The 21,388-nt window shown below is 38.3% G+C and carries 20 protein-coding genes and 1 tRNA gene; 9 read left to right on the forward strand and 12 right to left on the reverse strand.

Annotation, left to right across the window (positions count from 1 at the left end; genetic code table 11):
• The first annotated feature begins 2 nt into the window (after positions 1 to 2).
• From H7A25_00945 to H7A25_00955, 3 genes are read left to right on the forward strand one after another with little or no spacing between them, the layout of a single operon-like run.
• Positions 3 to 1,595 carry a DUF1957 domain-containing protein gene (locus tag H7A25_00945; protein ID MCP5498442.1) on the forward strand — a complete coding sequence of 531 codons (1,593 nt, stop codon included), beginning with the start codon at positions 3 to 5 and terminating at the stop codon, positions 1,593 to 1,595.
• Positions 1,592 to 2,056, forward strand: a complete 465-nt coding sequence (locus H7A25_00950) for an EVE domain-containing protein (GenBank protein ID MCP5498443.1) — start codon at positions 1,592 to 1,594, stop codon at positions 2,054 to 2,056. Before H7A25_00945 ends, H7A25_00950 begins: the two co-directional genes overlap by 4 nt.
• A gap of 4 nt (positions 2,057 to 2,060) precedes the next feature.
• Positions 2,061 to 3,149 (forward strand): hypothetical protein, encoded by a 1,089-nt coding sequence (locus H7A25_00955; protein MCP5498444.1) that lies wholly within the window; start codon positions 2,061 to 2,063, stop codon positions 3,147 to 3,149.
• A 32-nt stretch (positions 3,150 to 3,181) separates the two neighbouring features.
• On the opposite strand, the gene H7A25_00960 is transcribed toward H7A25_00955, so the two are convergent.
• The 5 genes from H7A25_00960 to H7A25_00980 are packed head-to-tail and all read right to left on the reverse strand — an operon-like array spanning position 3,182 to position 6,855.
• On the reverse strand, positions 3,182 to 4,561 hold the full coding sequence (locus H7A25_00960) for a hypothetical protein (protein MCP5498445.1): 1,380 nt from the start codon (positions 4,559 to 4,561) through the stop codon (positions 3,182 to 3,184).
• 8 nt (positions 4,562 to 4,569) lie between these two features.
• Positions 4,570 to 5,514 carry a UDP-N-acetylmuramate dehydrogenase gene (murB, locus tag H7A25_00965; GenBank protein ID MCP5498446.1) on the reverse strand — a complete coding sequence of 315 codons (945 nt, stop codon included), beginning with the start codon at positions 5,512 to 5,514 and terminating at the stop codon, positions 4,570 to 4,572.
• Positions 5,511 to 6,110, reverse strand: coding sequence for a hypothetical protein (locus tag H7A25_00970; protein MCP5498447.1), 600 nt, complete (start codon positions 6,108 to 6,110; stop codon positions 5,511 to 5,513). The genes murB and H7A25_00970 overlap by 4 nt, the downstream gene beginning before the upstream one ends.
• A 3-nt stretch (positions 6,111 to 6,113) precedes the next feature.
• Positions 6,114 to 6,458: an STAS domain-containing protein gene (locus tag H7A25_00975; GenBank protein MCP5498448.1), complete on the reverse strand. Its 345-nt coding sequence runs from the start codon at positions 6,456 to 6,458 to the stop codon at positions 6,114 to 6,116.
• Positions 6,459 to 6,468: 10 nt separating this feature from the next.
• Complete coding sequence (locus tag H7A25_00980) at positions 6,469 to 6,855, reverse strand: DUF302 domain-containing protein (protein ID MCP5498449.1); 387 nt, start codon at positions 6,853 to 6,855, stop codon at positions 6,469 to 6,471.
• 224 nt (positions 6,856 to 7,079) lie between these two features.
• On the opposite strand from H7A25_00980, the gene H7A25_00985 reads away from it, so the two are divergent.
• Positions 7,080 to 7,433 (forward strand): single-stranded DNA-binding protein, encoded by a 354-nt coding sequence (locus tag H7A25_00985; protein ID MCP5498450.1) that lies wholly within the window; start codon positions 7,080 to 7,082, stop codon positions 7,431 to 7,433.
• A gap of 3 nt (positions 7,434 to 7,436) precedes the next feature.
• Here H7A25_00985 and H7A25_00990 read toward each other — a convergent pair whose 3' ends face one another.
• Positions 7,437 to 8,453 carry a hypothetical protein gene (locus tag H7A25_00990; protein ID MCP5498451.1) on the reverse strand — a complete coding sequence of 339 codons (1,017 nt, stop codon included), beginning with the start codon at positions 8,451 to 8,453 and terminating at the stop codon, positions 7,437 to 7,439.
• A 123-nt stretch (positions 8,454 to 8,576) separates the two neighbouring features.
• Between H7A25_00990 and H7A25_00995 the strand changes: the two genes are divergently transcribed.
• Positions 8,577 to 9,035: a VOC family protein gene (locus tag H7A25_00995; protein MCP5498452.1), complete on the forward strand. Its 459-nt coding sequence runs from the start codon at positions 8,577 to 8,579 to the stop codon at positions 9,033 to 9,035.
• Positions 9,036 to 9,040: 5 nt separating this feature from the next.
• Here the strand turns inward: H7A25_00995 and H7A25_01000 are convergent, their stop codons facing one another.
• Positions 9,041 to 9,949, reverse strand: a complete 909-nt coding sequence (locus H7A25_01000; GenBank protein ID MCP5498453.1) for a lauroyl acyltransferase — start codon at positions 9,947 to 9,949, stop codon at positions 9,041 to 9,043.
• Positions 9,950 to 10,048: 99 nt separating this feature from the next.
• Here H7A25_01000 and H7A25_01005 point away from each other — a divergent pair.
• A tRNA-Val gene (locus H7A25_01005) sits at positions 10,049 to 10,125 on the forward strand.
• Between the two features lie 70 nt (positions 10,126 to 10,195).
• Here H7A25_01005 and H7A25_01010 read toward each other — a convergent pair.
• Together H7A25_01010 and H7A25_01015 are read right to left on the reverse strand one after the other, a co-directional pair.
• Positions 10,196 to 11,140: a HEAT repeat domain-containing protein gene (locus H7A25_01010; GenBank protein ID MCP5498454.1), complete on the reverse strand. Its 945-nt coding sequence runs from the start codon at positions 11,138 to 11,140 to the stop codon at positions 10,196 to 10,198.
• An 87-nt stretch (positions 11,141 to 11,227) separates the two neighbouring features.
• Positions 11,228 to 12,070: a 1-acyl-sn-glycerol-3-phosphate acyltransferase gene (locus H7A25_01015; protein MCP5498455.1), complete on the reverse strand. Its 843-nt coding sequence runs from the start codon at positions 12,068 to 12,070 to the stop codon at positions 11,228 to 11,230.
• A gap of 121 nt (positions 12,071 to 12,191) precedes the next feature.
• Between H7A25_01015 and H7A25_01020 the strand changes: the two genes are divergently transcribed.
• From H7A25_01020 to H7A25_01030, 3 genes are all read left to right on the forward strand, one after another.
• A complete protein-coding gene (locus tag H7A25_01020; GenBank protein ID MCP5498456.1) occupies positions 12,192 to 13,613 on the forward strand; it encodes a magnesium chelatase in 1,422 nt (473 codons plus the stop codon).
• 104 nt (positions 13,614 to 13,717) lie between these two features.
• Positions 13,718 to 14,341 (forward strand): hypothetical protein, encoded by a 624-nt coding sequence (locus tag H7A25_01025; GenBank protein MCP5498457.1) that lies wholly within the window; start codon positions 13,718 to 13,720, stop codon positions 14,339 to 14,341.
• Positions 14,342 to 14,436: 95 nt separating this feature from the next.
• Positions 14,437 to 16,104, forward strand: a complete 1,668-nt coding sequence (locus tag H7A25_01030; protein ID MCP5498458.1) for a PAS domain S-box protein — start codon at positions 14,437 to 14,439, stop codon at positions 16,102 to 16,104.
• A gap of 315 nt (positions 16,105 to 16,419) precedes the next feature.
• Here the strand turns inward: H7A25_01030 and H7A25_01035 are convergent, their stop codons facing one another.
• Genes H7A25_01035 through H7A25_01045 form a run of 3 tightly spaced genes read right to left on the reverse strand, consistent with a single transcriptional unit; the run spans position 16,420 to position 21,255 of the window.
• Entirely contained in the window at positions 16,420 to 17,310 is an 891-nt protein-coding gene (locus tag H7A25_01035) for a hypothetical protein (GenBank protein MCP5498459.1), read from the reverse strand.
• Between the two features lie 10 nt (positions 17,311 to 17,320).
• Positions 17,321 to 18,595: a phosphoribosylamine--glycine ligase gene (locus tag H7A25_01040; GenBank protein MCP5498460.1), complete on the reverse strand. Its 1,275-nt coding sequence runs from the start codon at positions 18,593 to 18,595 to the stop codon at positions 17,321 to 17,323.
• Positions 18,592 to 21,255 carry a valine--tRNA ligase gene (locus tag H7A25_01045; protein MCP5498461.1) on the reverse strand — a complete coding sequence of 888 codons (2,664 nt, stop codon included), beginning with the start codon at positions 21,253 to 21,255 and terminating at the stop codon, positions 18,592 to 18,594. Before H7A25_01045 ends, H7A25_01040 begins: the two co-directional genes overlap by 4 nt.
• Positions 21,256 to 21,388: the final 133 nt, after the last annotated feature.

A 21,388-nucleotide genomic window follows, 5' to 3' on the forward strand; every position in this document is an offset into this window, starting at 1 on the left:
ACATGTACAACACTCCAATAGGTTATCAAATCATCGTATTACATGCCCATTTACCTTATATTCGGCATAAGGGTTATAATCCCCCGTTTTTAGAAGAAAACTGGTTAAAAGAAGCGATACTTGAAACCTATTTACCCCTGATAAAATCCTTCCGCATTTTGAAAAAGGAAGGAGTAAACTTCAAAATTACCATGAGTTTCACTCCTCCCCTTGTGACAATGCTTCGAGATTCTTATCTGCAGGAAAATTTTTTAAAATACCTCGATAAACTCCTCGAACTTTCTCAAAAAGAAATTCAAAGAACCGGAAATGAACCCCATTTGCAGTACCTGGCGAAAACGTATCAAAAGAATTTTGAAGAACTAAAAGCCATGTACATGGAACTGGATAGGGATATTATTAGTGGATTTCAGGAATTTGTAAATTCCGGTAATTTAGAAGTAGTTGGAAGTTGTGCCAGTCATGCATATCTGCCCATTTTAGATACCGAGCCTTCCTCTCTAAAAGCCCAAATTCGAGTTGGAAGGAGAGAGTTTCGTAATACCTGGGGAAAAGATCCCAGAGGTTTCTGGCTTCCTGAATGTGGTTACTTTCAGGGCCTAAACCATTTTCTGGCAGATGAAGGAATTCGCTATTTCTTTGTAGATACCCATGGAATCACTCATGCTACTCCAAGACCCAAATATGGAGCCTATGCACCGGTTGAAATCGGCAGAGGAGTTTTTTCGTTTGGTAGAGACCCTTCCAGTTCCTTTCAGGTATGGAGTTCAACAGAGGGCTACCCAAGTGATTATCGTTATCGGGAATACTACAGGGATATCGGTCATGAACTTCCGGAAGAATACATTTCTAATTATATTCATCCAACCGGAACCCGGCATAATACCGGGATTAAATACCATAGGATTACCGGAAGAACCGATTACAAAGAATATTATAATCCTGAACTGGCCATGCAGGCTGCCGGAGAACACGCTGAGGACTTCCTCCGTTCCAGGATAGCCCAGTCAGAAATGTTTTTGCAAACAGAAGGTCAGGCACCTATTATCGTATCTCCTTATGATGCAGAGCTTTTTGGACACTGGTGGTATGAAGGTCCAAAATTTTTAGAATTTCTTTTTAAGAAAATTCATTTCGATCAACATAAAATTCAAACCATTCACCCAATGCAAGCACTGGGAATTTTACCCAGGGTTCAAAGCGTGGATATGAATATGTCAAGCTGGGGAGAAAGTGGCTATTCGGATGTCTGGCTAAATTCCAGTAATGAATGGATATACCGCCATACTATTGAATGTTCCCATTTAATGCATGAAAGTGCATCTACTTTCAAAGGTACTGTAAATCCGCTGGAACGTCGTGTTCTAAACCAGATGGCCAGGGAATTGCTCTTATTGCAAAGTTCAGACTGGGCTTTTATTATTAAAGCAGGTACTACTGTTAAATATGCAGAGAAAAGAGTAAAAATTCACACCAATTTGTTTTTAGATTTAAAAGGAATGTTAGATTCCGGAAATATCCAGGAATCTCGCTTAAAAGAAATCGAAGATGAACACTCAATTTTTCCGGATGTGAAATTTGAAGATTTCTTATGAACTACTGGCTATTCAAATCCGAACCTGAGACTTTCTCTATCGATGATCTAAAGAATTCTCCCGGGAAAATTTCCTCCTGGGAGGGCGTCCGGAATTATCAGGCCCGTAACTTCTTAAGAGATGAGATTCGTAAAGGAGATCAGGTCCTTTTCTACCATAGCAACGCTAAACCTCCGGGAGTTGTTGGTCTGGCAGAGGTAGTAAAGGAAGGATATCCGGATCACTTTGCCTTTGACTCAAAGAGTAAATACTTTGATCCTAAATCTAAATTGGAATCACCCACCTGGTTCATGGTAGATATTAAATTTAAAAAACAATTCAAAAAACAGGTTTCTTTGACTGAAATTAAAGCCTCTAAAGACTTAGCCAAAATGAAACTTATTCAAAAAGGAACACGGCTTTCAATACAACCGCTTACAAAAGAGGAGTTTCAGTATCTACTAAAGATGGCTGGAGAATAAAAATATGTTAGTAAAAAAAGAAAGGCTTTTAGAACTTATTCAAACCCGAGAGGGTTCCGTCCGAGACGCCTGTATAATAGCCCTTGAAAACTTTTTTCAGGATACAGAAGGTGTAGCTGAAATTATACTCAACATTGTTGAAAAAGAAGGAATGGAAGAAAATTTATTCCTTTTAAGTAAACTGGATTCATTTCTCCCCTCAGATATAGATATTCAAAGAATGTTAAAAATCTTAGATTCAATTGAAATCGAAGATGATGAAGATGAAGGTTTACTCCTGGCTGATGAAATTATAGAAAGTATAAGAAACTTTCCTTTAAGTACCCTGGAGAGAAACCTTGAAGTCCTGACAGCCAATGAAAACTTCGTGGATCTATCCAAACAAATCGAAGAAGAAAAAAAAATAAAATCTTACAATCCGGAATTACTCTGGAAAGAACTGGAAAAGCTGGCAGAAGAAAATAAAGATAAGGACTTTGAAGAGGAAGATGCAATTCATGCTCACCTCTGCTTAAAAACTCTTTCATCCTATCCGGACTTTGTTCAAAAGAAGTTTCAATCCCTATTTAAAAAAGATGACCTGAATTACTATTTAGAAGGTTTTCTAATCGAACTGGCAGGAAAATGCCGACTGAAGGAAACTTGTTCTGATATTTTTTCAGTCCTATTAGAAACAGATCCTATGGATCTCATTCATGATGTTTGTATCGAATCCTTAATCCAGATTGGTGGAAAAGAGCTTATAGATCTCATAGCTGAAAATTTTGACGTAGACCCTGAAATGAAAATTTCTTTAGCCAGTATACCTGGTTATATACCCTATAAGTATTCAGAGGATGCACTTCTTAGCCTATTAGAAAAGGAAGAGGATGTAGAAATTAAAACTTTTATAGCAGGAAGCCTACTCGGAATTTTTTCTAAACAATCAGTAGAACCTATATGTAAAATGATACGTGAGAGAAATTATGATCCTTCTATCTGTCAACTATTTGAGGATTTACAACCTATATTGGAATATCATAATATGTCTTTAAGCGATTATGAGAACCTCAAACAAATAGCAGAAGGTTTTGAAAATGGGGAATTAGCCTGATAAAAATCTGATAAACAGGCATTGGGAATAGCTCAATCAATGCCTGTTGTCCATTCGACATAAAGAGCTTCGTATTTCTTTTGTTCCTGGATGTAATGCTTTTTCATTTCCTCAAAAAGAGATTCTCTACTCTTTTTAAAAATAAGGTGAAAAGCTTTTTCGCTAAGTTTATCTTCTAATTTTTCACGTTCAATTCCTTCTAAATCCAAAAGCTTTTCCTTTCCTGGACCAATACTACAAATTTTTTCATGATATTTCCGCAAAAATTCTCTCCCGTATTTTTGTTCTATATAATACCAGAACCAGAACATTGGAGCATATCCATACCTGACCCTGGCATCATCTCGATTCATAGAACTGAAATCTTTTGGAAATTTAGTATTTTTTAAATTTCTATAATTCTTTTTAAACAATGAAGGTCTATAAGCCGGGTTTACAGTAGAAACAGTCCATTCTGCTATACCTTCATTAAAAACAATTCCCGGATAAATTTGCGTTGTTCCATCGATACCGGGTTTAGAATAACAACCATGTGCGATAATACTGTGAGCCATCTCATGTAGCATAAGATCGAATCGTTCAGTTTTCTTACTCTGCTCGATATCACTTATCCGGTTTAAGGTTTTATCATAAGTTGTTTTGCAGCAGAGTGCAACAAATGCTGCATTGCCTCTACCTCCTTCTTTCGGAGATTTTTTTTCCTGTAAAAATCCGGAGTATTCATCGAGAGATTCGAAAAATAAAACAGGTACGGAATAGATGCTTTCCGAATGTAAATCCTTTTTTAACACATTGCGGAGTCGTTTAAAACTATCAGAATTAAAAAATAAATCAACATACTTTTGATAGGACTCTTTATAATGAGTCTGATATAAACCGTAACTTTTTGTTTCAGGAAGCCAAATTTTATTTTTCACTAAAAGCAAAGTTTTATTTTTGTATTCATATAAATACATCCATTCTTTCCAGTATTCATTCCACCAGCGGGTCAAAACAGATTTATCAGGAAAATGAATCTCACTTCTTCTATTCCATTGATAGGAATAATTTTTTCTCCAAGCCAGAATTTTATGAGTCTGATTGGATATAGACATCATAGCTCCCCCCGACCATACCTTATAAGAATCTTTCCTCTCCCATTGCCAATTGTTCTCTTTCCAAAAGGAAACTTTTCCATCATCCGGGCCGGTATAATTCCCTTTAGATTTATTAGAAAAATCTAAATCACAACATTCAAGAGGGTTAGGCCAATTTAAAGAATCTAATGCTTCAGTAGTATCCGGTGCACTGAGTGGAAGTTGTATCTTATCTATAGATTTTTGAGTATTTTTTAAGTCAACCGCACCATTTGCGAAAAGAAAAAAAATGCAAGCAGATAATAAATAAACAATAGAGTAAAAATTAAACCACATATAGTCTCCTAAGGAATAGTCCCAAAATATTCAACTTCCTGTTCTAATAATACATTAGAAAATTCATAAACTTTTTCTTTTATTAGACAAATTAAATAATCCACGTCTTTTGCTTTTGCTTTACCGGTATTTACAATAAAATTACAGTGTTCGGGAGATACAAGTGCATCTCCCCGGTTCAGACCTCTTAAACCAGCCTGTTCTATAAGTTTCCAGCTTTTAAGCGGTTTACCTTCTGTATCCAGTTCTTTAGGATTTTTGAATATAGAACCGGCACTTTTTTTATTCTGAGGTTGAGAGGAGTTTCTTCTTTCTCGTTTATCTTTTAAAGATTCTTCAATTTCCTCTTCTTTCCCGCGTTGCAAATTTATTCTGATACCCAGAATAATCGAATCTTTTTTCTCTAAAAACTGAGTAGTTCTATAACCAAATTGTATATATTCTTTTTTTTCTTCTATTATTGAATTACTTTTTAAGTAGGTAACAGATTCAATGAGTTCAAAAATCTCTCCACCGTAACAACCCGCATTTTGAACCACCGCTCCTCCCACCCAGCCGGGAATTGTGCTTAAAAATTCTGCTCCTGTGTAAGAACTCAAAGAAATTTTTCGAAAGGTAGGGGTTGTGCTGGCTGCTCCTCCTATATAGAATTTTCCTTCTTCAAGCTCAATAAAGTCTTTAAATTTTCCTCGAAGTCTGAGTGTTACAAAATCATCCGGATGATCGGAAATTAAAAGATTGGTTCCACCTCCCAATAAACGATAAGGAATTTCTAATTTTTCCAAATGTGAAAGAGCTAAAAGAAGTTCTGCTTCGTTTTCGGGTTCTATTACAAGAGGTGCTATACCTCCGATTCGAAAAGAACACAAAGACGATAAATCCTGATTTTCTATATAAGAAATATTCTTTTTTAAAAGAATTTTCAATTCTTTGAGTTGGGTATCTGTTATCACAAGTTATCTAATATATTTTTTCTTAAAATTTTAGCCAATGGTTCTTTACCAAATTGCTTTCCATTCTCATCCTGCAAATAAAAAGTATCTTCCGCTCTTCCTGTAAAAGCGTTTGTTTCAATGATGGCTTTTAAAACATTAATGCGGTATTCAGCAAAAATTTTGGATACGTGATAAACAAGACCTCGCCCGGAATCTGCCTCCATATAAAAAACTGTCCAATTATTCTCATCATCATCTTCAAATAAAAGTTCTGCTTTTTCCCTAAAAAAATTTTTCGTTACAGGTGGGGTGAAACGCGGCAAATTAGCAGTCAGTTCTTTTATATCCGTATCTCTGGAAAAAATAGTTTCTAAAAGCATACCAATTTCTATAGCTTTTTTCATGGCATCCGTTTCTTTGGAACGTAACTGAAAGACATCATAAGAATAAGAAATACCTTCTTCTATAATGGTATCTATATCAGCCGATATAATATCCCAACCCAGATAATAAATTACAGCAGCCATTCGATAAAAAGTTCCGCTTTCAATACGATCTGTCTTTATACTGACAAGAAAATTTTCCCCTTCTTTTTTATATTCAAATGTAATCATAAATTATCTTTCAAAAATCAAATTTATCAGCTCTTCAACTGAGTCACAAAAATTCAGGGAATCATAGTTCAAAGTCCAGCGGAAGATTCCTTTTAAACGGTGGCTGGCATTTATGAAAAATAACCTTTGCCCTGATTCCTGTAATCGTTTCTGCGCTTTTAAAAAAAAAGCTATGCCTGAAGAATCTATCCTTGTAACATTTTTTAAATCGAATATTAGAGTATTCCTGTCTTTAAAATGTTCTACTTCTTCATAAAACTTCTGGTTTAGAAACTGAACAGAATAAAGGTCGATTTCCCCATTAATACGGATAATAGAAACATCCTTTAATTCGAGGAAATCTTCCATTCGTATTCACCTAAAGACTATCGATTACTTTTCTAAGTTTAGCTTGAACTTCCCCTGCGATTGAACCCAGGGCTTCGTTTTGAACCGCCTGCATAGAAGCAATGGGATCAATCGCCGATATCTGAACCTCTCCCTCCTTCTTTACCTGAACAATCACATTACAGGGAAGCATGGTTCCAATATTTTCTTCCGATTGTAAAGCTTTATAAGCAAAGTTTGGATTGCAGGCTCCTAAAATTCTATAGGGTCTAAAATCAACATCCAGCTTCTTTTTAAGAGTTGTCTGTACATCAATTTCTGTTAAAACTCCAAATCCTTCCAGTTTTAAAGCTTCTGTTACTTGCTTGATGGCAGTGTCTAAGTCTGCCTGTATTGTTTTCTGAAAATAATAGGACATATTTTACCTCGTAAAGCACAGGCTAACAGCCTAAAAGAAGACTGCAATAGTTTTTCCAATCGACTTCTGGTTTCTGGTTTCCTTGCTCTTGAAATGCCGATGCTCTGCTATAAGAAAAAAAATCGATTTTCCCAAAAAAAATTTCATTTTTTTTGTTCCAAACTGCGATTTTCAAACCCTTTATTATAGAAGCACTCAAGCTTCATTGAAAGGAGAAATAAATTATGAAAAATTTCGCAACAGCCATGCTGGATGGTCACCTTACCTCCGACCCGGAGCTTAGAAAAACAGTAAACGGAAAGGCGGTTTCTTTCTTTTCTATCGCCGTGAACCATGGGTTTAAAAATGCAGACGGAAAAGAGGAAGTTTCCTACTTTGATATCGAAGCCTGGGGAAAAATGGGAGAGAATTGTAAACAATACCTCTCAAAAGGCAGGAAAGTCACCATACAGGGGGAATTAAAACAGGACAGGTGGATTACACCGGATGGTACGAATCGGCAGAAAGTAAAAATCGTAGCCAGTTCGGTGCGTTTTGATTCCATGCCTCACAATGGAGAGAAGAACAAAGCAGCTTGAAAGCTATACCCTGCTTTGCCTGTAGACAAAAATAAAAGATAAGCTGAGTAAAAGTCCGAAAACAGCAAAAACTCCCAAAAGGGACTTTGTGGAGCTTGTAAATATATTTCCATTTACAAGCTTCCTTCTTGTTTCCTTTCCATGAGATTCTCTGGGCTTCAAAACCGCATCACCACTAATGGTAATTTCTACTGTTTCCTTACCGGAATAGTTAAGTTTATAGGCTCCCATATCACCGGGAATATCTTTTTCTAATTTTTCCGCTTTTGCTTTGCCAAAGTTAAGACTGAGGTCTTTTGGTTGAAAAAAAATAGGGCGATACGAGTTATTCGTATCAAATAATAGCTTATCGGTGAATTTTGCATCAGAGGGATTCTTTACTGGAATTAAAAAGAAAATGTGAATTTCTGATTTCCCCGGTAAAATAGCTCTACCCAGAGTTCTACCTTCTTTCCCTTTTTCCTGTAAATTGAGTGGAATTCCCATCTTCGAACCCTGCTGTTTTAGCTGAGCACTGATTTCGGAGGCATTTTCCGGGATATAGATTTCTACTGGCTTTGAATCCGGAAAAAAGGTTTTAGGAGGTAGAGAAGTATTATCTATAACAAAAAGCTTATATACTTCTAAACTTTCTTCTCTTCTTGTTATCTGGATCAGGCTGTTTATTTTCATTTCCGAGAAGCTGGCTCCCCTATCAAAAACTGTAATTTCCTGAAGGGCTTTTCTCATCTCCGGAACCGGTGGAACAATTTTATTATAATTATTTCCTTCGTAGCTGAGTTGAATGAGAACAGGAGCCTTTTCCGGAACTTCAATATTCTTTAATGTAAATTTACCCGAAACATTTTCCCGGGTAAAAATAGGAGTCATCCCCGAACTCAAATCGAGAATTCTAAGAGTTTCTGCCCTACCGGCTATATTTTTCGTTCCATTTTTAATAGAAATTTGTAGATCTACTTTTTCCGCATAAAGGAAAATAGAATTAATAAAAAGAAAAAAACTCAGAATACGAATAATCATCTTTTCCAAAAAACGGGAAGCTTCATTCCTTACAATTAAAAATGATAAATCTTATTGATTAGCTTTGTTTTAATCTCTTGTCGAAAAATGTTTTTTTTGAAAATATGGATTCAGGAATAATTTATGAGACCTTTTAAGATTATTGGAATACAACAGGTGGCAATTGGTGGCCTTGAAAAAGATAAGCTCAGTAAATTCTGGGTAGATATTATGGGCTTAAAAAAAGTAGGACATTTCCGCAGTGAATCGGAAAACGTGGATGAAGACATCGTTCAAATAGGCGAATCACCTTACGCTGTTGAGGTGGATCTGATGATGCCAATCGATCCGAATAAGAGTCCGAAGGTTCATGAACCCAAGCTAAATCATATTGGACTCTGGGTAGATGACTTACAAAAAGCCTATGAATGGCTAAACGAGCAAAAAGTAAGGTTTACACCAGGCGGAATCCGAAAAGGGGCTGCCGGACACGATGTATGCTTTATCCATCCGAAAGGAAGTGTTGACCTTCCCTTCAGCGGAGAAGGTGTTTTAATCGAGCTGATTCAGGCTCCGCCCGAAGTAATTAAAGCACTCGGCTAAACAAATTAAACCTGCCCGGGAAAATCTCCGGGTTTGGTTCTCCATCTTCTGTGTACCCAGAAATATTGCTCTGGGTAAAGTTTTACTTCCTCTTCCAATATTTTTGTCCACTTCTCCGTATAGGCACGTACGGCCTCTTCCCTGTTCGAAAAAGCCTTTTTATCGATGACTCCTATATCTCGCACTCGAACCTGTATCTTTCCTTGTTCTCCACAAACTACAGAATAAAGAAGCATTTTGGCTCCGGTTAAATAGGCCATGAGGGCCGCTCCCTGAAAGGTAGAAGCGGGGCGGTTTAAAAAATCGACAAAAATTCCTACTTTTCCGGCGTTCTGATCGGTTCCAAAACCCACCCAATACCCGCTTTTCAACATTTTGACTACTTTTGCGGATTCTTTCATTTCGACCAGTTCTATCCCGTTATTCTCCCGGATTCGCTTGATCCATTTATCTACAAAGGGGTTACGAATGGCCTTATAAATTCCTCCTCCCTTAAACCTCATCCCCATAAACTGAACCAGGATTTCCCAGGTACCGAGATGACCGGAAATCAGCACCACACCTATACCTTCTTTAATTGTATCCTGTTCGATTTTTAGCATTTCCGGTTCATAGACAAGATACTTATCCATCCACTCTTTTGTCAGCCGGGGGGAATACAAAGAACCGGCTAGAAGCATTCCGAGGTGCCGAAAATGTTTTTTTACCAGGCTCAGCTTTTCAGCTTCCGATAAATTCGGAAAAGCATAAGAAATATTTTCATAAGCAATCCTTCTGTGCTTTTTGGCCAGGGGATAAATAAGATGGGATAAAAAGACTCCGTAAGCCAGGCAAATACGATAAGGTAAAAGTTTAAAAGGAAGATAAAATGAATAAACAATAAGAAAGCTCAGGAAATAGCCGATCTGTTTCATGTTAGAAACAGTTTCAAAACTACTGTTTTGCTTTCAAGATATTTCTACTTCTTTTTTTTCTTGCTATAGTAAGGTGTTTGTAAAATTTGGAAGGGAAGTGGGGGATTAGCTCAGTTGGTTAGAGCGCTTCCTTGACATGGAAGAGGCCACTGGTTCGAGTCCAGTATTTCCCACCATTTTTCATTATTTATTCTATCCCAAAAACAAGCGAGAAAGAATTTCCTCACTTGTTTTCAGGTTGATGTTCTATTTCATCTGATCAGCTGTAAATTCCGGTAAAACTAAGGATGTAATTTTTAGAATACTTAGTTTTAAGGCTTCACGAACGACAGAATAATCTTCTACCAGTAAAGTTTGTCTGAGCGGAGTTTCTGCTGTACGAATTCCGGCTTCTCCCAAACCAACAGCGGCTCTGGTACGAATTACCGGGTCTTTATCGTTTAAAAGTTTAATGAGAGCCATGAAGTGCTTGTCTTCAGTTTTCAAAATTCCTACAATAGAGCTCAAAATAGAAGCTTTCGCATAAGGATGTTGTTCTTTTTCAAGAGCTTCTTCGAGAGTTTTCACGTTTACAGCCCTGCCCAGTTTCATATAAGCCTCTGCAGCACTGGATCTCACATAGTAATTCTTATGAGAAAGAGCAGTCTTCAGAGTTTCATATGTATCTTTTCTGGGAGGAAGCTCCCCTAATGAACGAAGCATTTCTCCGACTGCGAACACCATGGACATGCGGTGTTTTTTAGTAACGAGTGGGCTGGGTTCGTTTTCTTTTAAAAAAGGTGAATCCTCTTCCTTGATATTTTTTTCCTGACGATTGTATTCTTCGATAAGCGGTAGAATAGCGTCTTCGTGTGCCAGTGTTCCGAGAGCTCTGGAAGCGTAATATTTAATTTCCGGTTTATCATCCAATTCGGGGATAGAATAAGTCAGATACTTATATTCCGAATTCGGATAATTTTCTACTGCTATGCCTTTCAGTGCCAGAGCAAGAGGTTTTACCGCGAGAGCACTGCGATAATCTTCAAGGTTTCCGATAGCTGAGAGTTTTTCCTCAAGATTTCCGTATTTGAGTAAACGAACCTGTTCCAGAAAAATCTTTTCGTTAACAGGCTTAATTCTGAAAGAATCTGCTGCATAAATTCCTGTGCCGAGTAAAGCACCTAGCAAGGCAATGCTTGAAAGTTTTTTCATGTATATTTCTCCTGAATGCTTTATCGAAAATTAACATTACAGACTAAATTGGCTACAATTTTTTATTTGTCGATGAAGCAAAATGAATTAAAGCAAATTTGAAAAACGCCGGGAACGAGACCTTCTTTCCGGTGACACTGTAAGAAAACGAACTCTTTTCTCCAGTTCTTCTGTTACAATTTTTGCTGCTTTCTTATCCGAACCCGGAGGATACTGCTCGGATAAAAGAGGATTTCCAATATTATAATTTATTATGGTTTTAAACGCTTTTCCCGTAATAAAGGCTTCTAATTCGGACATATTCCAGGCTCCGCTGATACCGGAAGGGATAATCGGAACTCCAGCGCGAATAGCTACTTTGGCTGCCATAGCCTTAAAAGAAGACATTCTACCGTCTTTTGAGCGGGTACCTTCCGGAAAAATAGAGAGGAGTTCTCCGTCTTTTAGAAGCCCGACCATTTGTTCTTCGAGAGCTTCGTAATAAGCTACTGCATCTTTTGCACTTTCGCCCTGAAAACTACGTATAACGGGAATTCCTCCCCAGATCTTCATTTGCTCTTTATGCACATCAGATAGAGTATTCAAAAATTGTTCGAGTAGAGGAAAAACTGAACCTAAAATTGGATTTTTAAAAATAGATTTGGGAGATTTTGCATACTGCAAAAAAGGTTCGTGGGGAGCAAATAATTCATTCTTGCCCAAAAAAACGATTCTTCGAGAAATATAGGATGCCTGGATACTCACATCTAAAAAATCAGTATGATTACATACCAGAACAGCTCCTCCCGTCCGGGGTATATTTCTCAAACCACTTACCCTGATATCATAAATCAGGCCTAAAGCTGTTTTAAGAATAGTTGTCGGTACTTCCCTCGGTACATAAAATAAAGAAGCCAGGTCCTTAATTCCGGAAAAAATGTTATTGTCCATGATAAATGTCTCAATTCCCTAAAGTAGAATTCTAGTAGACTTTAAGTTAGCTAATAGAAGAGTAAAGTAAAATTAGCTGATTTTTCGTATTCAGATAGTTTTTCTTCCAACAGGCCGGAAAATGAATGTAGAGATTAAAACGTTTGGTGAATTAAAAAGAAGTTCCTATCGCTATAGAAGCATAAAAATCGAAATGGCAGAAAACCTTGCCCAGAAACTAAAGAATAGGGAAAGTGTATTTCCTCAGGTTCATGGATATGAAGATACAGTCATCCCCCAATTAATACATGCTGTATTATCCGGGCATAATATAGTTTTACTGGGTGAAAAAGGCCAGGCCAAAACAAGAATTATGCGCTCTTTAATCTATTTACTGGATGAAGAGATACCCGTATTAAATGGAACGGAGATTCCGGAAAGTCCTTTTTTTCCCATTACAAGCAAAGGGAAAAAAATTTTAAGCGAGTATGGTGATGAAAGCCCAATATACTGGTTACACAGAGAAGAACGATACGGAGAGAGACTGGCCCCCGGAGCCAAGATCGGAGATATTATTGGAGATCTGGATCCTTCCCGCATTGTCAATGGAGAACCTCTATCTTCTGAAGGAGCCATACACTTCGGGCTCTTACCCCGGATGAATCTCGGAATTTTTGCTGTGAATGAAATTCCCGATCTGGACTACCTGGTGCAGGTATCCTTATTCAATATATTAGAAGAATCTGATGTTCAGATAAGAGGAATCCCGGTACGTTTTCCCCTCGATGTTTTTATTTGTTTTACAGCAAATCCGGAAGATTATTCAAGAAGTGGTAAAATTATTACTCAGCTAAAAGACCGTGTAGGTTCCGAAATTCGAACCCACTATCCAAAAACAAGACAAATTGCACTTCAAATTACCCGGCAGGAGACAAGGCTTCCTTTAAATACACCGGAAGTGAAAGTTCCCCTTTTTATTGAAGAAATTATAGAAGAAATTACCCTTCAGGCCAGAAATTCCCACCAGATTAATCAAAAATCCGGTGTTAGTGCCAGACTCTCAATAGCGAATATGGAAATTGCGATTAGCTCGGCCCGAAAAAGAATTTTAATTACCGGCGGAAAGAATGGCTTTGTAAGAATGACCGACCTCGGAAATATAATTCCCTCCAGTTATGGTAAAATTGAACTGGATCCCTATAGAAATGAAAACATGGACGATAACCAGGTAATTCTTCAGCTCCTTGATAAGGCTACCTCTGAAGTATTTCATGAATATTATAGTATTGAAAAATATGAAAGTGTGTTTAACGATGTAGCGAGGCAAATTTATCATGCAGGTAAAGTTGAGATTTCCGATATGATGCCTATTCAGGAATATCGAAAAATACTAACATCTGCTCCTGCTCTCTGGGAACTCATGCACGAGAAAAAATTTGATTCTGATGATGATTTATTTATTTCAGGTCTGGAGTTTATTCTGGAAGGCCTCACTTCCCTCCAAAAACTTTCCCGAAGAAGGATCGGTTCTTCTTCTGTATTTCGAACAGCAGCTCTCCATTAAAGATGCAATTTAGAAGTCTCTGTTTATTTCTCCTTCTCTCGTTTTCTTTTGTTTCCTGTGCAAGTTCCTACTGGCTTCACAGGAAAAATGATTTAAAAGATATTATGAATACAGGTGTAGAAACTCCTGTGTATGGACTTGCACTCAGACTCGGGCCGGCGAATATTGGATTTTTATTCGAAGGAGGAGAATCAAAGCCCGGGCTTAAAGATAAGGGAAAGGGGATTGGACTCAGAGGAGGATATATAGGAGCTTATCATAGTTCTCAACTTGTATTTGGTTTTTTAGGCGGAGAGACCTTTTATCCTTTCGATCTTCAAATAAATGAAAAAAAAGAAATACTTAAAGGTCCATACGGATTACCCCTACAAAAAGCCCCCCGCAATGAGTTGAAAAGCTACTCCTTTAAATACCTGAAACTTTATCACGACCCTCCTTCCGAACGGAAAAAACGGAAAAAAGAAAAAATACGAAAATATCTCATAGATGAATTAAGCAGTAAAAATCCGGATACTCCTCTCGATATGTATCTTCCTCCGGAAAACCCTAAACCCAATGGTTACCCGGTTTCTTACTATTTTGAACTGGGTATAGTCGGAGGTGCATACGGTGGAGGAAGATTCGGAATCAATTTAGCTGAATTTTGTGATTTCCTGCTCGGTTTTTTTACTGTAGATTTGCTCAAAGATGATGTAGAAAGCAAAATAGTTCCGGATCCAGCTAACTGAAGGGAAGATAAGCTAAGCCCGGACAAATTATGATAATAATCATGACTGGTTTTTTTATTGTTTACTTCCAATATATATCTTTTTCCTAATTTATTATGGATATAAAAACTCTATTTATTAGCATTTTTGTTGTATCAGCTACCGGGCTTATGCTTTCCATTTTTATTTATAGAAAGGTTTCCTATGTTTTTCAGGGATCGATCTATTGGCTGCTGGCTGTTATTTCCATATTTAGTTCAACCTTTTTCTTTTCTATGGTTAAGACGTTTCCCGCCTTTTTTGCTGTTCATATTGGTAATACACTATTTCTTTCTTCACCTATTTTAATCACAATTAGTTTTCATAGGTTTTTCTTTCAAACGAACCCACGTATACCAATTTTTACAGGTATTTTTCTTATTATTGTTTTTAATATCCTGGCACCCTTTGCTTCGGTAAAAGAAAGAATTATCCTTTTCAGTGCTTTCTTTACTATTCTATGGACATTTCCCGGTCTTGTCCTTATCACTTTAAAAGAAGATGCTTTTAATAAATTACTGGCCGGCACTTTTTTTCTTATCGCAGGTATCTCTCTTTATAGAGCTGTTGGTACTTATCTGGGACCTGATATTGATAATCTACTTGTAAGTAATATAACACAACAAATTTCAATTGTGAGCATACTCGTTACCTGGGTCATTATAATTACCGCTTTTCTTTTGCTGATAAATTCACATGCCATAGATCGTATTGCTGAAGAAGAAAGAAAACTAAAAATTGCTGTGGAGCAAAACCCCCAGTCGATTTCAATAAGTGATTTAAAGGGTATAATACTTTCTGTGAACAAAGCTTTCTGTGATACCTCAGGTTATAAACAGGAAGAGTTAATCGGTCAGAACTATCGAATATTAAAGTCGGGAGTTCACAATCCTCAGTTTTATGAAGAATTCTGGAAAATAATTCTTCAGGGTAAACCCTGGATAGGTGAAATATGTAACAAGAAAAAGGATGGGACTATTTTTTGGGAAAAGGCAACTGTAAGTCCAATCTTTAGCAAACAAAATGAAGTCACCGGTTTCTTTGCAATTAAAGAGGATATTACACGTCAGAAACACTTGGAGAAATTCAAAAATCGAATGGAAAGCTTGATGAGGCATGACTTAAAAACTCCCTTAAATGGGATCATTAATTTCCCGGATATAATATTAGATGAAGGTAATTTATCTTCTGAACAAATTGAATATTTGCAATTCATTAAAAAGAGCGGAAAAATGATGCTGGATCAAATCGAAAAGTCACTCGATCTGTATAAGTTAGAAGAAGGAATCTATAAGCTGAATAAGGAATCTGTAGATTTAGAATATATGATTGAGGATATTGAAATATCCTTAAACTCTATGATAACAGACAAGCAGCTTTTTCTGACAATTAATAGCATTTATAGTGATGTACCAGAAATATTTTCTGACAAGATTCTTGTTTACCGTTTACTTTCTAACCTGATCAAAAATGCCCTGGAAGCAGCACCCCCAAAGACTACTGTAAGTATTACAATAGACTTTATTGATGAACAGGTAGTCGTAACCATACATAATTTGGGAGAAATTCCTGAGGAAATAAAAGAGAATTTTTTTCAAAAGTATATGCTTAGCTCCAAGGAAAAAGGTACGGGTCTTGGAACATATAGCTCTAAATTAATTGCAGATCGTTTAAATTTTGGCCTTTCATTTGAATCGACAAAAGAAGCAGGTACAAAAATTAAAATAAGCATTCCTCTATCCTGAAAAAGGACAATTTATTTTTTATTCCTGACAAAATAGTAAACAACAATACCGCTGAGAAGAAGCAAAAGTCCGACAAGTGATTCACCTGTTTTATATATCAGTAAATATAACATCATCCAGAGATTCATCCCTATAAAAATAAGAGGAGTAACAGGAAAAATTTGGCTCCGCCCTAATGGTATTCTACATTTTTTTCCTCAATACAAATATTCCAGCAACCGCATCCGGCTTTTGAAAAAAAGATACGGAAAAACAGAATGGGCTTTTACCTTTATATAGTGATATTGTATTTAAGATATTTTGCATAAAGAAACCTCAATCGAAAAGACCTTTCTCGGCGGCCTGCCCCCCCCCCGCCTGTCTTGAAAAGAGAGAGTTCTTTTCATTTTCTTTTTCCGTTTCCCACTGGTAGATAACCTGCCTGACCTGTTCTGTATTTCCTTCCACGGTAGAGACCAGTTTGAATTTGGATTTTTGTCGGAACTTCTCCGGTTCTTTTTTGGGAATGAGTTTCCCTGCCCGAATATTTTCTATGACATGCTTCAAAAAAGGATCTTTTTCTACCCTGTAGAGTTCGCTCATAGTGTAGTAAAATGTGGTTAAACCTTTATAAAACCAATCGACTATCCAATTGGAGCCGGGTTTCCATAGTTGCTCAAGATAAAATTCTTTTTCCTGAACTAAAGACCGGCCCCGGAAGGGAAGTTGTAAAAGACGACAATTACGATAAATTTCGTGATTCAAGTCCCATTCGGTATTTCCCTCATAATCGATCTCCATCCATTTTACCCAGGCTTTCTTTTCTTTTATGGTTAGTTGCGGAATCAGGGCAAAGAGATAATTCTGGTCACGAAAAACTTTTTCGGAAGAGAAAAATTCCAATATCTCTGAAGGAATCATATAACTTCCCGGTTTCCATTCGAGGATATAGGGAATGTTTTCGTAGAGTAAGTATTCAGAAGAGACTTCCCCTTTCCTCGTGTCTCCGAATTGAGAAAGTATAAATACTAAAGAGATAAGTTCCGGCTTGGAAAGGCTTTTCAAATGACTGACCAAGTCTTTTTGACCTTTCAGGGCTTTCTGGATTAATAGAGATTGTTGTTTTTTTAATTGTCCTTTGGATATGATAATTCCGAAGTTCTTAGAAAACTTCCGAATCGCTTCCTGAGAAATTTTTTCTATATTACCGGATATAGAAAATGGCATATCGCTCCTCTTATCCCTTTAAAACCCTGTGTCCGATGTCTTTTCGAAAGAAAAAACCTTTGCTATCTAATTTTTCGAGATAGGAATAAGAAAGCTTGAGACTCTCCTGTAATTCTTTTGCATAAGAAGTAATTCCGAGTACCCTTCCTCCATCTGAAACAAGTTTATCGCCCATTCGTTTTGTTCCAGCGTGAAAAATAAGTGTATCCGGGCTTTCGGAAGCCGGGAGCTTTAATTCTAAGCCTTTGGAATATGAACCGGGATAGCCCTCGGAAGCATAAACAACCACCGAACTGAAGCCTTCTTTAAATTTTATCTGTTTGTTTTTTAAATCACCATTAGCACAGGCAAGCATGATTTCGAGTATATCACTTTCTAATAGGAGAAGTAAGGCCTGGGTTTCCGGGTCACCAAATCGACAGTTGAATTCTACAATCCTAACTTCCTTAGAAGGACTTATCATAAGTCCGGCATACAAAAGCCCACGGTAAGGATTTCCGCGTTTTTTAAATTCCTCGAGTACGGGACGAAATACTTTCTCAGCTACCTGCTTATATATTTTTTCATCTGCGACAGGAGCCGGGGCGTAGGCCCCCATTCCCCCCGTATTCGGTCCTCTGTCACCCTCGTAGGCTCTTTTATGATCCTGAGCGGCGGGAAACATGAGAAAATCGTTTCCATCACAAAAGGCAAAAATAGAGGCTTCTTCTCCTTCCATGAATTCTTCAATAACAACCGAGGAACCACTTTTGCCGAATTTATGCTCAATAAAAATATCCTTTAAAGCTTCTTCTGCCTGTTCGAGGGTTTCACAAACAGTGACACCCTTCCCGGCGGCCAGTCCATCGGCTTTAACGACTATCGGAATTCCTTTTATTTTCACATACGCGAGGGCAGCTTCGAATTCGGTGAAGCGGGCAAAGGCGGCTGTCGGCACAGAGGCATCTGACATCAGCTCTTTCGCAAAGTTTTTGGAACCTTCAATTCTGGCACAATAGGCAGAGGGACCGAAACAGGGAATACCGATTTCCTGTATCCAATCGGAAATTCCATCGACAAGAGGGTCTTCCGGGCCTACTACAACAAAAGTAAACTTCTCGTTTTTTACAAACTGCTGCACGGAAGCTTTGTCTTTCAAATTAAACGAGCCGGAAGGCAAGACTTCGGAAGTCTCAAAACCACCATTTCCGGGAAATACTTTCAGTTCGCTCAGGAGTTTAGATTTTTTCAGGCTATAGGCCAGGGCCTGTTCTCTGCCCCCGCTTCCAATGAGAAGAATCTTCATACACTTACCCCTATTTTTTCAAAACCCTTGACAACAACCCCTAACTTTTCTTCTAAGAGTTCGAGCTTTTCTTTTTCTTTTTGTATAACGTCCGGGTTAGCTTTTTCTATAAAGTTCGGGTTTTCCAGTTTCTTTTTGGCTCTTTCGATTTCGCCTTCTAACTTCCCTTTCTCTTTTTCCAGCCTCGCTTTTTCTTTGTCGAAATCAATCAGTCCGGATAGAGGAAGGATTACCTGTCCTTTAGAAAAGGGGCTCAGAGAATCTGTCTTCTGAGGGGTATAGCCGGGTTTGTATTCGAGAGACTCGGCTCTTGCCAGTTGCAGAATAGAAACCTTTTCTTCTTCTAAAACTTTTTTTACCAGTTCGTCGGATGAATCAATAATTAAGCTGCATTTTTTATCGGGAGTGATACCCAGTTCTCCGCGGGTAACCCGAATACAGGAAACGATTTCCTGTAAGAAATTAATCTTTCGAACTCCTTCGTCTTCTTTGTCTATCAGGAACTTTTGAAGCCAGGGAGAATTTGTTAGAAGCTCAGAACTAAAAACGGAATTTATTTCTTCGGTTATAAAGGGCATAAACGGATGCAAGAGATCCAGAGCTTTTCTGAGTACATAGACCAGTACATCTCTTGCGGTTTCCTGGGACTCTTTTGTAATTTTCCCGTAAATACGGGGCTTGGAAAGCTCTATATACCAGTCACAGAAATCTCTCCAGATGAAGTCATAAAGAGAGGAAGCCATTTCATAAAAACGATAAGAAGCATAAGCCTTTTCATAGGTTTCCAGGCACTCGTTCAGGCGATTCAAAATCCATTTATCAGTGGATTCAAGCTTTTTGGGTTCTAAGTGCAGGGGTGCATCATAGTCTTCCGGCAGGTTCATGAGGATAAAACGGCTGGAGTTCCAGATTTTATTGCAAAAGGCCCTGTAACCTTCGAGTCGACTTTCATCAAAGATTACGTCCCGACCTTCCGGCATAGTGGCTGTTAAAAAGAAACGGAAGGAATCGGTTCCGTAGCGCTCCATCATTTCGAGTGGATCGACCGTGTTGCCCTTGGACTTGCTGAATTTTTTTCCTTCACTATCCCGCACCAGACCGTGAATCAGAACTTTTCGGAAAGGAACATCTCCCATCATCTTCATTCCGAACATAATCATTCTGGCTACCCAGAAAAAGATAATGTCGAAGGCGGTTACAAGAATGGAATTGGGATAGAAGCGTTTTAAGTCGGGAGTTTCTTCCGGCCAGCCCAGAGTAGAAAAAGGCCAGAGACCTGAGGAAAACCAGGTATCCAGTACATCATTATCCTGTCTTACCTCTGATTCCTGAAAGCTTTTTCCCTGTTTTTTGAATTCCTGTATGGCTTCTTCGAGGCTTTCGGCAACGACCATGGAACCATCCGGCAAATAATAAGCCGGGATACGATGCCCCCACCAGAGCTGTCGGGAAATACACCAATCGCGGATGTTTTCCATCCATTCAAAATAGGTTTTCTCCCACATTTTAGGGATAAATTCAATGCGCCCGTCTTTTACTACGTCTATGGCGTCCCTGGCCATGGCTTTTACATCTACAAACCACTGCGTGGAAAGATAAGGCTCGATGACAGCTCCGCCCCTCTGGTTGTGACCTACTGAATTTACATAATCCTCAATTTTTTCGATAAGACCCTGTTTTTGCAGGTCTTCTACGATTTTCTTGCGGGCCACAAAGCGATCCAGACCCTCGTAGGCACCGGCTTTTTCGTTTAAGCTTCCGTCCGGGTGCATAATATTAATGGGTTTCAGATTCAAGCGTTGAGAAGCTTCATAGTCGTTGGGGTCATGGGCCGGTGTAATTTTGACCAGACCGGTTCCGAATTCTTTTTCTACGAATGAGTCAAAGAGTAGAGGGATGTCTCTACCGGTCAGGGGAAGTTCCAAAACCATGCCCTCTTTATCTTTGTAGCGCTCATCCTCCGGATGGGCACAAACGGCTACGTCTCCGAGCATGGTTTCCGGTCGGGTAGTGGCTACTACGATATAATCTTTTGTACCCTTAATCGGGTAACGGATATGGTATAAAAAGCTTTTTGTTTCCCTGTATTCGACTTCGATATCAGAAATCGCTGTACGGGTAGAGGGACACCAGTTAATAATCCTTTCGCCCCGGTATATAAGCCCTTCTTCATATAACTTCTTAAAGGCCTTGACTACGGCTTTGGAAAGACCTTCATCCAGAGTAAAACGTTCTCTGGCCCAGTCTACACTTTCACCGAGCATTCTCTGCTGGTGTGTAATCTGCCCTCCGGACTTATGTTTCCATTCCCATACTTTTTTCTCGAATTCTTCCCGACTGAAATCGTATCGGGATTTGCCTTCTTTAGCCAATTCGCGCTCTACCACCATTTGAGTGGCAATTCCTGCGTGATCGGTTCCGGGTAACCAGAGAGTAGACTTCCCCTTTTTTCTTTCAATTCTGGTGAGAATATCCTGAAGGGTATGGTTCAGGGCGTGGCCTATATGTAAAGTTCCGGTGACATTCGGTGGTGGAATAACTATACAATAGTTTTCCTCTTTGCTAAAATCCGGGGCAAAGGCCTTTTTTTCTTCCCAGAGGGATATCCATTTTTTTTCTACATCTTCGGGTTTGTAACGATCGCTGATTTCTTTTTTCATAGTCAAGGAGTGTTCCAGTTCAGTTTTTATAGGAGTGGATGTGGGTCAAATTATATTTCAATAGACCCAAGCAAAATCATAGTTTCAAGCAGGCTCGGATAGACGGGAAAAAAGTAGATAAAATGAGCTTGCA

Source organism: Leptospiraceae bacterium, from assembly GCA_024233835.1.
Taxonomy (GTDB): Bacteria; Spirochaetota; Leptospiria; order Leptospirales; family Leptospiraceae; genus JACKPC01.